The sequence below is a fragment of the Paenibacillus violae genome (genome assembly GCF_032461945.1).
Classification (GTDB): Bacteria; Bacillota; Bacilli; order Paenibacillales; family NBRC-103111; genus Paenibacillus_E; species Paenibacillus_E violae.
The window spans coordinates 1134960-1150585 of the sequence record NZ_JAWCUD010000001.1 but is presented as its reverse complement, the minus strand read 5'-3'; the positions used below and the strand labels follow the sequence as shown (position 1 = coordinate 1150585).

18 protein-coding genes are annotated in these 15626 nt (G+C 46.7%); 5 read left to right on the top strand and 13 right to left on the bottom strand.

The genetic code is table 11. The features are described from left to right. Nucleotides 1-15: 15 nt before the first annotated feature. From RQP52_RS05185 to RQP52_RS05160, 6 genes are all read right to left on the bottom strand, one after another. Complete coding sequence (locus RQP52_RS05185; RefSeq protein WP_315949878.1) at nt 16-1140, bottom strand: serine hydrolase domain-containing protein; 1125 nt, start codon at nt 1138-1140, stop codon at nt 16-18. 123 nt (nt 1141-1263) lie between these two features. Beyond that, a complete protein-coding gene (locus RQP52_RS05180; protein WP_315949877.1) occupies nt 1264-1758 on the bottom strand; it encodes a DinB family protein in 495 nt (164 codons plus the stop codon). Between the two features lie 48 nt (nt 1759-1806). Further along, a complete protein-coding gene (locus tag RQP52_RS05175; protein WP_315949876.1) occupies nt 1807-2316 on the bottom strand; it encodes an AAA family ATPase in 510 nt (169 codons plus the stop codon). 286 nt (nt 2317-2602) lie between these two features. Continuing rightward, a complete protein-coding gene (locus RQP52_RS05170) occupies nt 2603-3076 on the bottom strand; it encodes a (2Fe-2S)-binding protein (RefSeq protein WP_315949875.1) in 474 nt (157 codons plus the stop codon). A gap of 2 nt (nt 3077-3078) precedes the next feature. Further along, nucleotides 3079-3918, bottom strand: a complete 840-nt coding sequence (locus tag RQP52_RS05165) for an FAD binding domain-containing protein (protein ID WP_315949874.1) — start codon at nt 3916-3918, stop codon at nt 3079-3081. Beyond that, complete coding sequence (locus RQP52_RS05160) at nt 3915-6236, bottom strand: xanthine dehydrogenase family protein molybdopterin-binding subunit (protein WP_315949873.1); 2322 nt, start codon at nt 6234-6236, stop codon at nt 3915-3917. The genes RQP52_RS05165 and RQP52_RS05160 overlap by 4 nt, the downstream gene beginning before the upstream one ends. A 190-nt stretch (nt 6237-6426) precedes the next feature. Between RQP52_RS05160 and RQP52_RS05155 the strand changes: the two genes are divergently transcribed. Further along, nucleotides 6427-6807, top strand: coding sequence for a YmaF family protein (locus tag RQP52_RS05155; RefSeq protein ID WP_315949872.1), 381 nt, complete (start codon nt 6427-6429; stop codon nt 6805-6807). A gap of 77 nt (nt 6808-6884) precedes the next feature. Here RQP52_RS05155 and RQP52_RS05150 read toward each other — a convergent pair whose 3' ends face one another. Continuing rightward, entirely contained in the window at nt 6885-8522 is a 1638-nt protein-coding gene (locus tag RQP52_RS05150) for a PAS domain-containing sensor histidine kinase (protein ID WP_315949871.1), read from the bottom strand. 182 nt (nt 8523-8704) lie between these two features. Between RQP52_RS05150 and RQP52_RS05145 the strand changes: the two genes are divergently transcribed. Beyond that, entirely contained in the window at nt 8705-8956 is a 252-nt protein-coding gene (locus RQP52_RS05145) for a hypothetical protein (protein WP_315949870.1), read from the top strand. Nucleotides 8957-9052: 96 nt separating this feature from the next. Next, nucleotides 9053-9481 (top strand): cupin domain-containing protein, encoded by a 429-nt coding sequence (locus RQP52_RS05140; RefSeq protein ID WP_315949869.1) that lies wholly within the window; start codon nt 9053-9055, stop codon nt 9479-9481. Nucleotides 9482-9502: 21 nt separating this feature from the next. Here RQP52_RS05140 and RQP52_RS05135 read toward each other — a convergent pair whose 3' ends face one another. The 3 genes from RQP52_RS05135 to RQP52_RS05125 are packed head-to-tail and all read right to left on the bottom strand — an operon-like array spanning nt 9503 to nt 11526. After that, entirely contained in the window at nt 9503-10678 is a 1176-nt protein-coding gene (locus RQP52_RS05135; RefSeq protein ID WP_315949868.1) for an alanyl-tRNA editing protein, read from the bottom strand. Continuing rightward, nucleotides 10671-11123 carry a GNAT family N-acetyltransferase gene (locus RQP52_RS05130; protein WP_315949867.1) on the bottom strand — a complete coding sequence of 151 codons (453 nt, stop codon included), beginning with the start codon at nt 11121-11123 and terminating at the stop codon, nt 10671-10673. Before RQP52_RS05130 ends, RQP52_RS05135 begins: the two co-directional genes overlap by 8 nt. A 25-nt stretch (nt 11124-11148) precedes the next feature. Then, nucleotides 11149-11526, bottom strand: a complete 378-nt coding sequence (locus tag RQP52_RS05125; RefSeq protein WP_315949866.1) for a ribosomal maturation YjgA family protein — start codon at nt 11524-11526, stop codon at nt 11149-11151. 122 nt (nt 11527-11648) lie between these two features. Between RQP52_RS05125 and RQP52_RS05120 the strand changes: the two genes are divergently transcribed. Continuing rightward, nucleotides 11649-13145 (top strand): peptide MFS transporter, encoded by a 1497-nt coding sequence (locus tag RQP52_RS05120; protein WP_315949865.1) that lies wholly within the window; start codon nt 11649-11651, stop codon nt 13143-13145. Between the two features lie 211 nt (nt 13146-13356). Here RQP52_RS05120 and RQP52_RS05115 read toward each other — a convergent pair whose 3' ends face one another. Then, nucleotides 13357-13587 carry a hypothetical protein gene (locus RQP52_RS05115; protein ID WP_315949864.1) on the bottom strand — a complete coding sequence of 77 codons (231 nt, stop codon included), beginning with the start codon at nt 13585-13587 and terminating at the stop codon, nt 13357-13359. 116 nt (nt 13588-13703) lie between these two features. On the opposite strand from RQP52_RS05115, the gene RQP52_RS05110 reads away from it, so the two are divergent. Then, the gene (locus RQP52_RS05110) at nt 13704-13868 is read left to right on the top strand and encodes a hypothetical protein (protein ID WP_157326507.1); all 165 of its coding nucleotides are present in this window, start codon (nt 13704-13706) and stop codon (nt 13866-13868) included. A gap of 351 nt (nt 13869-14219) precedes the next feature. Here RQP52_RS05110 and RQP52_RS05105 read toward each other — a convergent pair whose 3' ends face one another. Together RQP52_RS05105 and RQP52_RS05100 are read right to left on the bottom strand one after the other, a co-directional pair. Continuing rightward, nucleotides 14220-14699 (bottom strand): GNAT family N-acetyltransferase, encoded by a 480-nt coding sequence (locus tag RQP52_RS05105; protein WP_315949861.1) that lies wholly within the window; start codon nt 14697-14699, stop codon nt 14220-14222. A gap of 20 nt (nt 14700-14719) precedes the next feature. Further along, a complete protein-coding gene (locus RQP52_RS05100) occupies nt 14720-15556 on the bottom strand; it encodes a helix-turn-helix transcriptional regulator (protein WP_315949859.1) in 837 nt (278 codons plus the stop codon). Nucleotides 15557-15626: the final 70 nt, after the last annotated feature.

Genomic DNA, 15626 nt, shown 5'->3' with positions numbered 1-15626 from the left:
GTACTTTTTCCACCTTTAGGGTTCAATCGATGCGGCAATGGCATTATGAAAGCAATCCCTCAGCCGTACGACAGATTTCTCGCGTCCAAAGTGCACACGGTTGGTCAATAATACGGCGAAAACGCTGCTTTGGGGATCCATCCATACGCTGGTCCCTGTGAACCCCGTGTGCCCGTAGCTTTGCGAGGAAAACAAATCCCCCGAAGCGTCCCAGACATCCCCCTTCAGCACCCAACCAAGGCCACGGCTAGCATTTACCTTGTCTTCCGTGTAGCTACGAGTGGCTGCTGCTACGGATGCACTTGACAGAACATGGCCAAGGCCGTCTGCAGCAGGCTTCCCATGGTTCAGCCACATGGCCGCATATTTCGCAACATCCCTCGCCGTCGAGAAAACACCGGCATGCCCGCTGACGCCCCCCATTGCCCAAGCGTTCTCGTCATGCACCTCGCCCCATCGATAAGCGCCGTCCATGAACTCCGTTGCCGCTATTCGCGACTGCAATTCTTTCGCCGGACAATAACCCGTATCGTGCATCCCCAGCGGTTCAAACACATATCGGTTAGCGGCCTCATCTAGCGGCATGCTAAACAGCTTCGCAGCCAATTCACCAAGAATGATATAGTTAAAATCACTGTACGCATAACTGCTGCCGCAAGAATGGCTCAAACCCTCTCCGAGAACGGCAGCCTTAATCTGCTCAGGCGTCCAGCCATGAGAATGCAAATCCTTGAAAGCCTGCAGCCCGGACGTGTGAGACAATAGATGTTTCACCGTCACCTCTTCCTTCCCATTCCCTGAGAATTCAGGGAAGAACCGGGTGATCGGGTCTCTGAGGCGCAGCTCGCCACGATCGATCAGCTGCATAATCAAGGGAAGTGTCGCCATTACTTTGGTCAAAGAAGCACAGTCATAAATCGTATCTTCCGTTACCTTTAGCTGCGTATCGTCCGAAATAATCGAGTGACCAACGGCATACGTTCCTACGATAGTCCCTTTTCGACCCACGATGGCCACGCCACCTGGTATTTCACCGGCTTCCTCTTCACGATCCAACAATTGGAAAGCAAGTTGTAATTTATCACCATTTATCCCTAGTTGTTCTGGAGCCGCTTGCGGCAATGCCATATCCATGTTCATGTCTCGATGAGACCTCCTTACAATCAGTTATTTTCTTTATTCGAAATAAAACGGCAAATCCCTCTATAAACAGCGAAAAAGCTTGACCAGTCAAACTCCGTCAAGCCTCGCACCTCTCATTTTTTATTCAAAAGAACGACGGGATGGCCAAGATCCCTGCAGCTTCCGGATAAACATGATCTGTCCTGTGTGATAGGCATCATGCATAATCAGACTGTTCACCCAACGCCCAACGGATTGCGAACGATTCGGATACACATATTCAAAATCATGCTCCTCCCACTGCGCGATCCGATCCCGAATACCTTGATGAACAGCTTGCAAACGAGCCAAAGTTGCCTCCCATGTCTCATCTGAAGTAGATGCCACAACAAACGTATCATCATTCGTCATATCCGGATATTCGGACTCTGCTCCAGTCATTCGATACAACAATCGTTCTTTATAAAAAATTAAATGATTCAAATTCTCGGCAATCGTATTCACATACTCGCCTTCCGGCCGCCAGTTGGCCTGCTCGGCAGTCAAACCTTTGAGGGCATCCGTAAGCGGCGGATACCAATCCTCATTCTCATAGCAGCTATCCCATCCATGAAGCAAAAGCTCGATTTTATTCATTCCATTGCCTCCTAAATTGATTATATCTACATGTATATAGTAGCTCATTCAAATAGACTTGAAAACCTGATCCATTAGAGAATCGATCGGCTGAACCGTGTCCAAAACAAGTTCACCATCCAAAAATTCCAATCTAACATGCTTATAATGTTCCTTTAACTCATCTAAATCGGTTATTAATTGATTAGCCTTTGGCTCATTGCTTCTCTCAGCAAGTCGCTGCGCCCAAATAGACTCATCGCTGCATATGCAGATCAGCGTCTTCAACTTCCCACCTTTTTCCTCGATCCAATGCTTAAACTTCAACACATCATCCGAGTGATTAAAACCATAATCAAGAATTACATCTGCTTCCGTCGCAATAACCGTTTCAAGAAACCGGTACAGAAAATCAAAACAGATCTGATTTCTCGCCTCATGTGCGGAGACATGCTTGGCGACCGAATCATAAATATCATCTTTATGAAGCACAGCTGTCTTGAGCCTTTTACCAAGTTCATTGGATAAGGTAGTTTTGCCTGTCCCAGCTTTCCCACGAAATAAAATAATAGTTGACATGTTTGTTCTTAACCTGATCCGTCTATCCCCAGGATCCTCCTAACTATGACCTTTCATTTCCTTTCATAAAAAATGAGCAGGGCTCCCGCATCCGAATATTTAAGGGAACTGTGGTCCTCTATCTGGAGAAAAACGAGCTATTTTGAACTTTGAGTGGAACTACAGGCACTTATTTGTCCTCAACAACGCGATTCTCAGTAGAAATGACAAAATAGCGAACTGTAGTTCCCCATCTGAGTGGATGATGTGAGTTTTCACGGAAATAGAGGACCGTAGTTCCCTCCACCTATTTCTGCGAGTTTGAGATCACAGACCTGACAGCCTTCCCAATCTCCTCATAACTTGTACAGCGGCAAATATTGGATTGAAGCCATCTACGCATCACGTCTTCACTCGCATTCGGGCATTGCTGGCTCAAAGCATGTGCCACCATAATGTAACCTGGTGTGCAGAATCCGCACTGAAAAGCAAAATGCTCGACGAAAGCCCTTTGCATGGGAGCATCTCCGCCTAACCCTTCAATGGTCGTGATGCTGCATCCCGGTGCTTCAATGGCCAGCATCAGGCACGATTTGATAGGAACTCCATCCACATTCACCGTACATGCACCGCAATCGCCATTTTCGCAGCCCTCTTTTGCTCCAGTTAACCCCAATTGCTCCCGCAGCACTCGCAATAGCGTATCCGCGGATCGAATGACAGCATGATGCCGCTTATCGTTGACAACGAATTCAACTTCACTTTTGATCGTCCCGCTCATCCTCAACGCCTCCCCTGTTCCAGAGCTGCCATAGCATCCAATAGTGTGTTGCGAAGCACAAATGTCCGATAAGCAGATGAGCTAAGAATGTCATTCAAAATCGGCACAGGCCACCATTGAATGGCGATATCAACACGAGCTTCCAAGGAGAGTGAGGTATCGTTTAAAATTTCTTCGATTTTCTTTGATCGAAACGGTATCGCACTGACTCCACTGAAAGCCATGCGAATCTCTTCTCCTGTATGAAGCCCAGCTATGCGGACGATTGGATAATCAATTCGTTCCAATTTGGTCTTCTTTATCGTCACATACGGCATTTCCAAATAGTTGGCATTGGTTATGATTTGCACGAGAAGTTCACCCTTCTCCAAGCGCGGCTCTCCATTCAAAATCTGGCGAATGGGAATTTGACGCACTCCGCTAGGGCCGGCCAGAATAACCTCGCTGTCCGCTAGGAGAAAGGGCAGCAGCCCCTCCCGATAGATGAACTTTCCACATAGGAGGCCGCCAATTGTAATTTTATTGCGAATCGTATGATCAGCGATGTCTCGAACAGTGTCCGCAAGTAATGGAAACAAAGGCGACTCCGCAAGCTCATTGAGTGTAAGTGCTGCGCCAATGACAAGCTGGTTATGATGAAATTGAAATACGCGGCATTCGGGAATCCCTTTCATGTCAATTACCGCACCAGTGCGAAGCTGATCCATGCGCGCCATGGAGATGATTTCAGTACCACCGGCATAATACAAGGGTGATTTACCGCTTGCATTCATGTTCTGATAGATTGATACCGCTTCATCATAGGTAGTCGGCTTATAATATTCAAAGTCAAATGAAATCATTGGCCCCTCCCCATCGATTGCCAGATCACCTCTGGTGTCAAAGGCAGTACGTTCAATTCAATGCCGGCTGCAAGCGATAAGGCGTTCGCCAGAGCAGGAGCCATCCCTATGGTTCCATGCTCCCCAACACCGCGGGCACCAAAAGGACCTTCTGTGAAAGGCGTCTCCACAAATTCGACCAAATATTCCGGATGATCGCCGAACCGGGTTAATTTGTAGGACCGCAGCTGCGGATTAAGCACTTGCCCCGCCTGATTAAACAGAAACCCCTCCCGCGTGGCAAAGCTCAGCCCCATGTTCATTCCGCCTACCACCTGCCCGCGTGCTGTGGCTTCATTAATGACTTTTCCCGCATCAAAAACAGAAGCTGCCCGAAGAACACGATACGTACACTCGCGAGTATCAAATTCAACTTCAACGGCTTGTGCACCAACGGTCCATTGCTGGCTTGGGATTCCTTTCCCCGTTTCGGGATCAAGCCTCGTAATATCATGGACACGGTATCTGCCGCGGCCGATAACCGGTTTGCCCGAAGCACTGCCATTCGGATATTGGTAACCGCTGACCACTTCACTGACTTTTAGACTGATGATCGGATCGTCTTTGACATAAATCATGCCACGGCCGACTGCGAGATCTTGCGGCAGCACTTGCAGGACGATCGAGGCATTAGCTTTCAGCTGGGCGATCACATCTTCAGCTGCGTCCTGAACAGCACGACCGACCATCATCGTACTGCTGCTTGACACTGTTTTCCAATGTTCCGGTGTGATTTGGGTATCCACGTCCATTTTGACATGGACATCCTTCACATCCATATCCAGCTGCTCGGCAAGGATCTGCGCCATGACGGTGCGGTTTCCTTGGCCTATCTCGATCGAACCTACGCTGAGATTCGCGCTGCCGTCGTGATTGAATGTGATCGTAGCCCCGCTTCCGGTATCGATGCCGGAGCCCGAGGCTTTCCACACACAGGCCATACCTTTCACCCTGACTTTATCACGGTCAACCTTCGTCCATTGACCCTGATCCCACTCGATCAGCGTCTTCAACTTACGAATGCATAGAGGTAGATCCCCTACCGAGCTTCGTGTAAGCGGTGCTTGCGTTGGTGTCGTATCCCCCGGCTCAATCGCATTGCGAAACCGCAAATCCAAAGGATTCATCCCGAGTTTTTTCGCAAGCATATCCATCGTACGCTCCAGACAATAAAGAGCTTCCGTATGCCCAAATCCCCGAAATGCCGTAGCATAAGGATGATTCGTGTAGACACATAGAGAGTCGCACCACACGTTATCCAAGCGATAAGGCCCTGTGCAGTCGATGGCTCCCGCTACGGTCACCGTAGCTCCCTCGTCTGTATAGCCCCCTGTATCAAATAAAAACGTGATTTCAGCTGCTGTTAGTCTGCCTTCTCGGGTAGCGCCGAGCTTCACTTTTGCTTCCAGCCCAATGTGACAAGGGGAACTGACCATATCCGTTTCACGGGAATTATTGATTTTGACAGGACGGCCGCCGCAAGCTTTGGACGCTAGATAAGCCATGTATTCCAATTGAATGGAGCCCTTGCCGCCAAATCCCCCGCCTACTAAAGGCACATGCACGATCACCTTGGACTGCTCAACTTGAAAAAAGCGCTCGAAAGCACGTTTAATCATAAAAGGATCCTGCGTCGACGTTTGGATGTTGATTATACCGCTCGGTTTTGCTTCAACGATGGCACAACGCGGTTCCATCGCGCAATGATCGGACGAGTTGAACGCATATGTTCCTTCCACCGTCACTTCACTAGCTGCCCAACCTGAGGCCATGTCACCTTTTCTGATTTTGACTAAATTGCCGATATTTGTTCCTGGAACGGGATACACATCCCCGAACTTTTGACAGCTGCCCAAATCTTCATGAATTAATGGGGCGTTCCGTTGTAAGGCGCCGCTGGGTGAATGAACAACAGGAAGCTGCTCGTATTCCACTCGTATACAGGCTGCTGCGCGTTTAGCCATCTGCTCCGTTTCCGCCACAACGACGGCAATCGGCTCGCCGTAATACCTCACTTTTTTCCAGGCAAGCGGCGGGCGGTCTGCTAGAAGAGTACCTGTTAGGATGGGGGAATCCTCTCCCCGAACTATGGCGTGAACACCGCTCACTGCCAGCGCATCCGTAATATCAATCGATAAAATTAACGCATGCGAATAGGGGCTGGTCACGAGCCAACCATGCAGCATGCCTGGAGATTGTGTATCGTTCGAATATGTAGCGAAACCGGTTACCTTATCTCGGGATTCAAGTCTTGGGATGCCCTTTCCTATTACGCTCAACTTCAACCACTCCTACTCTATTACGGCATACATGATGTATGAGAAATCTGGTGTTTTCTATCATCTTATCAAGATTAAACTCGTCCTATTCCGCTCCCATAAATAGGTCCTTTTTTGGTCGTCTGTCCAAACCAAGTTTGAAAGCGGTACATACTTTAATAGCATCTTGTTTCGAAAGGATGATGGGATCATGGCAAAAGTCAAGCAAGGAGATGAAGGACCTGTTCAGTTCAAACATCGAATGGAGGGTTTGACGACTCGCGTGCAAGGGCATCAACATGCTTTTGGGAATTTGACTGATTTGTTCATTCCTGATAATGGCAGACACCGTCACAATTTCCGCGGCACTACAACAACAGCGGACGGACACAGACATTCCTACTCCGGTCAAACAGGTCTCAACATTGGCAATGGTCCCAACCATTTTCACCGGTTTTCGATCCAAACGAACGTTGCTGACGGCCATCGTCATATCATTTCCGGAAGAACAACCGGACTGATTCGTCTCATGGGCATGCTCGGACATAAATTAATTATTGAAAAAGTCGTACGGGAACGCGTGAAAAAATAACCGTTCATCCATTATAAAAAGGACTGCTCCTAGTAGATAATCTACTTATGGAGCAGTCCTTTTTTTTGTTTTTAAGCTCATCTAACCGTACTTTCTTCATCAATCGGCAGAAATACTTGTACGGTCGTTCCCTGCTCAATTTCACTTTCAATTTTGAGGCATCCACGGTGAGCTTCGATGATTTTATGACAAACCATTAAACCTAAGCCCGTCCCTTTTTCCTTGGTTGTGTAGAAAGGTTCGCCTAGTAGCGCCAATCTCTCCGCCGAGATGCCGCAGCCATCGTCAATGAAACGAATCTGAACCTTGTCGTCATCCTGCTTCAACTCGATGGTGACATTTCCTCCATCCGGCATGGCCTCAATCGCATTTTTAAGAATATTAATGAAGACCTGTTTCAGTTGATTTTCCTCGCACTTGATGAAAGGAATTTCAGTCATGACCTCTGTATGAATTTGCACATTATTAAGAATAGCTTGGGTTTGTAGCAAGGAGATGACATCTTGAAGGATCTTCCGGATATCTCTCATTTCAAAATTGATCACCTGCGGTTTCGCAATGACCATAAACTCGCTCACGATATCGTTAATTCGGTCCAGTTCCGATAACATGATTTGAAAATAATACTGATAATTTTCTACTTTTGACTGTAGAAGCTGCACAAAACCTCTCAGCGAAGTCAATGGATTTCGAATCTCATGGGCAACCCCTGCCGCAAGCTGTCCAACGATAGACAGCTTTTCTGATTTGAGCAGCAGCTCTTCCGTCCGTTTACGTTCTGTAATATCTTTGGCTATGCCATATACGCCGTCAACTTTATCATTAATATAGATGGGAACCATTTTCAAATTTAATTCGATTTGATTTCCTTCTTTATGCATTAGCGTTATTTCCGTATTATTGGATTCGCCCTGCATCGCTTTTACAAATAGCTCGCATGCCTTCTCTTGGTCACTGGACACATGAAAGGGCTGAAATATTTGCTGCGTGCATTCTTCTTCCGTATAGCCAGTAATTTTCTCAGTAGCCGCATTAACTGACAGCACATTCCCCTTTAAATCCATCGTGAAAATCGCATCGGGATTGTGCTCCACAAGCGATTTATAGCTCTGTTCCCGCATTTCCAGCATGCATTGCGCCCGTTTATGCTCCGTAATATCTCGGCATAATAACTGCACCGCAGGTTTACCAAGAAAGACGATTGGCACCTCTCTTACATCTACATCGATAACTTGCTGATCGAGCCGTAAAAACTTTTGATCCATCGGTTCTGTTGGCTGCTTTTCTTCGATGATTTGACGGATACGTTTCATCGTTATATCTGCAAAATCGGGGTGCACAAATGTCATCACGGATTGCCCGATGAGTTCCTCAGGCGAGTTCGCACCTAAAACTCTGGCACCGGCAGGGTTAATGAAGATGATAATCCCTTCGCTATGAACCACGATTGGCTCCGGTGAATGTTCCACCAGGATTCGATACCGCTCCTCGCTTTCCAACAACGCCTTTTTCAACCGCTTTAAACAAAAATACAAAATAAATGCGGTAATAACGACATAAAAAAGTCCTTTTGATGAATTTACGGAAATGGCATCGGTCAACTTCACGCTATCGATGAATCGATCTGATAGAATGACCCATAAACTTCCAAACAAGACATAGAGGAAGGTCACTTTCAAAGAGCTTTTTACCCTTACTGCTGACTTCTTGTACATATCGATCTACTCTTCCTTAACCCTGCAATTTTATGGGACAGCGGTGTAATTTGCTTATTGATTATATCATTTATTCGGCAAAATACTTATTGGATCTTTCTCCCATTCCTGTCTATTCCCACGCACTAGTTCTATTGGACGAACATATACTAGAATAAGACAGCTAGAGAGGAGGTATCACGATGAAAAAAGTGGATTCCTATCGAATTTGTAAGAAGTACCTCAATCGAGAAGTAATGATCAAAACAACACACGGCACTTACAAGGGTACCATAGTCAAAGTGGACAATAATAAAGTCTATTTGAAGCCGTCCCGGAATGGGAACAAGGCGCAAATTTCATTTTTGCCGTTTATTTTACCGCTCGTCCTGTTTGATCTTTTGGCTATTGCCTTACTGGATACTAGACCTTTTTTCCCTTTCCGTCCTTGCTAATGATCAATCGAAAACCCTCATCTACTTAGATGAGGGTTTTTTGCATGAAATTTCATCCATCTTAATAGTTTGAATCAGAAGGAGGTGTGTTTGAACATGGAGCCAACACGATCTTGTCGACTCATTCGTTCATCTCGCACATACCATGGCAAACAAGGCTTCGACTATGCGGAGGCCATATCCAAGGAAAGCGTTGACTCGCAAGGTATATGCATGCATCTGCTAACGATTCCCCCTGGCAAGAGAGCAAAGGCCCACCTGCATGAACAACATGAAACAGCCATCTACATGCTGCAAGGGAAATCGGCCATGTGGTACGGCGAGAAACTCGACCAGCATATGGAGGTGGAGGAAGGCGATTTTCTGTACATCCCTGCCGGGATGCCTCATATGCCCTATAACCCTAGCGAAAGCGAGTCCTGCACCGCCCTGCTGGCAAGAACGGATCCAAATGAACAGGAAAGCGTTCGTTTGCTCCCCGAGCTTGAAACGCTATGGCAGAAGCAGCGCTCATCCGCCGATTAACCGTAGAACAGGCAGCTGACCCTAAAGAAGGTGAGCTGCCTGTTTTTTAGCGTGCTCCAAGAAAGCTGCGGCGTCATCCCATGACGGAAATCCCGCTTGGGCGATTTTGTCGCTCCCGCCGCCTTTCCCTTGGTAGGCAGCCAAATTCGCATTGAAGAAAACGCCGCAGGATAACGATGCGCTATTATTCGCTAGTACAACTTTGTTCTCCGCAAGGGTGGCAAGAAGGACTGGGCAATCGCTCTGAACCGCCAGCTTGCCAGCGAGGTTTTGCAAATCTTTCAGGGACTTATTTTCGAACACGCGGACAATCAAGTTCCCTTCTCGTTGGGAGAGGAGCTCACCTGCTACATAAGTGTCGTTCTCCTCTTTTAACTGGGCTAATTCCGCTTGCAATTGTTTCGTCTCGAATTCCCATTTCTCCAAGCGATCGATAATTTCGTCTTTCCCCGTGTTGAATTTGATGGATAGTGCGCCCAAAATCTTCAAACTATCATTAAACTCCTGGAGTGCACGATATCCGCATTTAAAATAAATCCGCGTATTCCCCTTCTGCTTCTCCGCTTTCAGCAGCTTGATCATCCCGATTTCACCAGTTGACGAAACATGCGTGCCTCCGCACGCGTTATATTCCACACCTTGAATTTCGACAATGCGGATATTCTCCGTCACCTTGGGTTGTTTCACCAGCGGCAGTTTGGCCAATTCCTCATCCGTAACGAAATAACTGGTGACTGTTCGGTTCTTATAGATCTGCTCATTAACTTCTCTCTCTATAGCTGCCAACTGGTCAGGTGAGAGTTCCGGCTGTTCCACATCAATGGTGGCATAATCCGTTCCCAAGTGGAAAGAGACGGTCATTGCCTGGTAGAGATCGCGGCATACCGCGGATAACAGATGTTGACCGCTATGCTGCTGCATATGATCGAACCTTCGCTGCCAATTCACCTCGCAGGATACAATGCCCTCTCCAGGTAGACTCGCCACTTTATGCAGCACATTCTCCTCTTCACTGATGACATCCAATACAGGAACGCCGTTGATATGCCCTTCATCGCAAGGCTGTCCGCCCCCATGTGGATAAAAGGCTGTCTCATCCAAGAGGACATAATACCCGTCTTCTCTCTCCATAACGCGGCTGATCGTTGTTTGCCATTCTCGGATATAGGCAGAATCGTAGTACAGCTTTTTAGACATGTGAATCTTCCTTTCTTATTTGGGCTAGATCAGCTTCCGGAAAGACATGGTGTTCCATGACAACGTAATCTTTTCCGCCTTTAGTAAATTGTTTATCTGTTACGGTCAACCCGAATTTTTCATAAAAAGAAACCTTGTTGCTCCTCGCATTGCAAAAAATGCGCTTCACACCTGCTTGTTTAGCTTCCGTAAACATGTGGCGAAGCAGATGGCTGCCGTAGCCTTTGCCTTGATCGGATACTTTGGTGGCAAATTTTCGAAACTGAGCTTCTTCACCCTGGATAAATAGCGATACGACAGAAAGAAGTGCATCCCCTTCAAAAAGTCCATAGTGCACGCCTTCATCGTCATCCGAAAGTTGAACATAAGCCAGTTCCCGCTCCGGCCACATCACTTCATGCCGCAGCTGCCAGACCTGCTCTTTTTGAATGATTCTAATTTCCATTACATCATCTCCAAAGCTGACTGAATTAACGATTGCTGCGCTGGAAGACATACTTGTCAAAGAGCCATGCAGCAGCAATTCCTATCACATATCGAGCTAAATCAATGGTCAAAAAACCTCTTCCAAGGATCAGCGAGCCAACGACTGTCCTTCTAACCGCTACGATCCATTCCGCTTGGTATAATTGACTGAATTCAATGCCAAAGCAGAAGATTACGCTCCATCCTACTGCCCAAGCTAACGATCTTTTAGTACAAATAAACCGAAACCCAAAGTAAATCATGCTTGCCCAAAGGATGTCTCCGGCATTGACAGCGATGATATCAGGAAATACTTTCGGGAACCTTCTTGAGCTTAGCCCCAAGACGATCGTTACCACGATGGCTGCAGCATATTTTAGCATGAATTCCCCTTTCCTTCGAATAAGAACTTAATTAAAGTGTAGAACTTTATCTACCTGGGAAATCTACCTTGTAGGGATACTGCAGGAGACTCACAACTAGCTTAAATAAAGGAGATTGCTTCATGTCCGATATCCATAAAAAACAGGAGATTGTCTCAAGTGTTCCACAACACGGTTTCCTCGGTCACCCGAAAGGGTTATTCACACTCTTTTTCACGGAATTTTGGGAGCGTTTTTCCTATTACGGTATGCGCGCAATTCTTGTTTACTATATGTATTATGAAGTGTCCAAAGGCGGATTGGGAATTGCCGAAAATACCGCTCTTGCCATTATGTCGATTTACGGCTCGCTTGTCTATATGTCCGGCATTATTGGCGGGTGGCTGTCTGACCGGATTTTTGGAAATTCAAAGGCTGTTCTATATGGCGGCATTTTCATTATGCTCGGCCATATTGTATTAGCCATACCAGGAAGCGTCGCGTTATTTTTTGTTTCTATGGTACTGATTGTGTTAGGGACAGGCATGCTAAAACCAAACGTATCCAGCATTGTCGGTGAAATATATAGTGAAGAGGACGCCCGTCGCGATGCAGGATTCAGCATTTTCTACATGGGTATCAATCTTGGAGGGTTCCTTGCCCCATTGCTCGTTGGCACTGTAGGGATGAATGTGAATTTCCATTTGGGTTTTGGATTAGCGGCAATCGGCATGTTTCTTGGGTTAGCTGTGTTTCTGTTTACGAAGAAAAAAAACTTGGGACTCGCTGGCACATTTGTCGTAAACCCGCTCTCTCCGTCGGAAAAAACGAAGGTCCTGACATGGATTGGGCTAGGCGCCGTAATCATCATCCTATTACTTGTCATAACGATCCCTGCCGGTTACCTCACTTTCCAGACGTTTAGCGCCATCGTTGGCCTGCTGGGTATCCTGATTCCAACCATTTATTTCATTGTCATGTACAGAAGCCCTAAGACCACAAGTATCGAGCGCTCCAGAGTTCTCGCCTATATCCCGCTGTTTATTGCGTCTGTCATGTTCTGGGCTATTGAGGAGCAGGGATCAACGATTCTCGCCAATTACGCGGACCGGCGGACACAACTTGATTTTGCAGGCATACATATCTCTCCAGCTTGGTTCCAATCCTTGAATCCGTTATTTATTATCGTATTTGCGCCGATTTTTGCGTGGATTTGGGTCAAGCTCGGTGACCGGCAGCCTTCCATTCCCACCAAGTTTTCATTAGGTTTGCTGCTGGCCGGCGTATCCTTTCTCGTCATTCTGCTGCCCGCTTATTTCGGTGGCAAGGAGTCGCTCGTTAATCCATTATGGCTAGTGCTCAGCTATTTCATTGTCGTGATCGGAGAATTATGTTTATCTCCTGTAGGTCTCTCGGCAACGACCAAGTTAGCACCTGCGGCCTTTTTAGCCCAGACCATGAGTTTGTGGTTCTTGTCAAATGCCGCGGCCCAGGCCATCAATGCGCAGATTGTGAAATTTTACTCGCCCGACTCGGAAATGCTGTATTTCGGTGTTATCGGCGTGATTGCATTGGTCCTAAGCGTCATACTCTTTCTGATGACTCCAAAAATTCAAGGCTTTATGAAAGGTGTCCGCTGAAAACAAAAGAGCCTCCTCTTCCACCTATTTAGTGGAATGTGGAGGCTTCTTTGCATAAACTAATTTATGGTTTCTAACCATGACCATTACGCGCTTTTCTTTTTCTGCGATGAAAAACAAACCAAGCGATTCCAATGATGCCAGCAAGCAGCACCGCACTGAAAAAAAGAATGTAACTCAAATGAAATAAACGAATATGAATCCCTCCTGTTTAAATGATGGCCTGTTCAGGAAAGCCGTGCGACGCGATGGAAATGATGCGCCACGAGTCCTCCCCGCTCACGAAATCGAATTCGTTATACGCAGAATCTTCGTGACGATCACAAGCATGCAGCGCGTACTCGTCGTTACCGATCCGAAATGTTGCTGATTCCTCACAATACGAACATATTGCAGATTGACTCTTTTCTACTTTCAATCTTTTCACCCACCGTACAATCATGTCATTACTAACCAGAATGCCACTTTTTTAGCATTTCCATACCTTAGGCATGAAACTTGTCCCATGCACATAAGATGAATTAAAGAATAAAGCGTTTTCAAAAGGAGTTGATGTTCATGTTCGATCCGCGAGAATGGACTAAACAACTGAAATCGATCCATGGCATTGTTAGAATCATCTACGTCAACGAACATACCGGATTAGCCAAACTTCGTTGTACCTTCACCAAGGAGCAGCAGAAAGCACTGGAACGTGAGGACAAAAAACTATCTCATACGTAAATAGAGCTGCTTAAAAGGAACGCTGGATAGCGTTCCTTTTTTTGTGTGCTATAAACGAACAGGCCTAACTAGGCGAGGCGAGCACCTTGATGTTTTATGAATAACGCGGATTACTCCTGCTAATTCCCTCCTCTTAGCCACGTTTGGGCTATTTACATGGATTAACTCCATTTAACCAGAAGAGATTTAGGCTAATTCGGGAAGTGTGTGACGATTTAGCAGGAGCTTCTCCAGTTATTGCGCTGCCCGGACTGGCATTGAGCAGATTAACGGTAGTTTTTCCTGCCGCTGCGGCTCCAGTAATACTCACCCTAAAGCCATCCGCGACACTTGCTTCACCAAAAATTCAGACTAACTTAACTTCATTGTCCAAGAGGTCCCCACGACGCCGCAAAACACAAACCCGAGCTTCTCATACAAACGCACAGCGGCTTGATTACTCGGATCAACACTTAAAGATAAAGATGGGAAGCCATCTTTCTGTGCTTGTTCGATTAACTCCTGCATCAGCTTAACGCCCACTCCTTGACCTCGATACGCAGGTAAAACAGCAATCCCTAGCTCCGGAGTCTCGCGATCAACAAATCCATACCCTCGATTGGAGTCATCAAATAACCTGTACCAACCTGCGCCTACCGGCACATTGTCCATTAAAGCTAGTAAAGCCATATCCCCTTGTCTTCCCCAGCCCTCGTGATATTTCTTAAGATGAGGAGCATTAAACAATTCCAGTTTAGGTGGTTTGTTCTCCAAAATGTGAATCGATTCATACTGCATATCCATCAAAAAGTCGTAGTCGTTCTCGTTCATTTTTCTAAAAGACAGCATCATATCCCCACCATCCTCATACCCTAAATTTTACTCATCAACAGCTTTACTTTAGAATCCGAATCCGAACCAGGTGACGCTGTATACACACTGCATCTTAAATCAGCTCGACCCTGCACCTGCAATGTCGTCAAATCAAATAAAAGCTTCCCTACCTTCGCATGACGAAACTCGATGAACACTTCCGGAGCGCTGCTCACATCACTCTGATTCCAAAATGTCCGAAAATCCTGATTTTCTCCGCTAATGCGCTCAATAAACTCGCTATACCAATTATCTCCCAGATATTGCCCATAATAGGAACGAAACATCGCCAAAAAGCCCATCGCAAAATCACGCCAGTTCACAGCCAAAGCTTTTAATTCTTTCCTCGTAAAAAGCAGCCAAATCAGATTGCGTTCTTCCAGCGGAACCCGCGCAAAATCCAGAAAAACTGCCGCCGCCGCTTGATTCCAACCGACGATATTACATCTGCGATCCGAAATAATGGTGGGGCAATCGTGAAGCTCCTCCAAAATTCGATTCAAAGCAGGCGAAACTGTCGGTGCCTGATCAACAATCGTCGTGGGCGCGGGCTGCTCAAGAGCCAGCATGAACAAATATTGCCGCTCATCCTCGTTGAGCTGTAAAGCAATCGCGATTCGGTCCAATACCTGCACCGACATTTTGATTTCTCTACCCTGCTCTAACCACGTATACCAGGTTGTGCTCACACCAGCAATCGCCGCCACTTCTTCCCTGCGGATGCCGGGTGTGCGTCTTCGGCTGCCGCCAAGAAGCCCGGCATCGCTAGGCTTAAGCCTTGCCCGGTGAGTAGTCAAGAACGCGGAAAGGGCTTGCAGCCGTTCCTTCGTATTCACTTCATTTTCCTCCTTCACATCTCATCATAGAAGTCATTATACCAGTATAAACGATAACTTGTAATAGGAT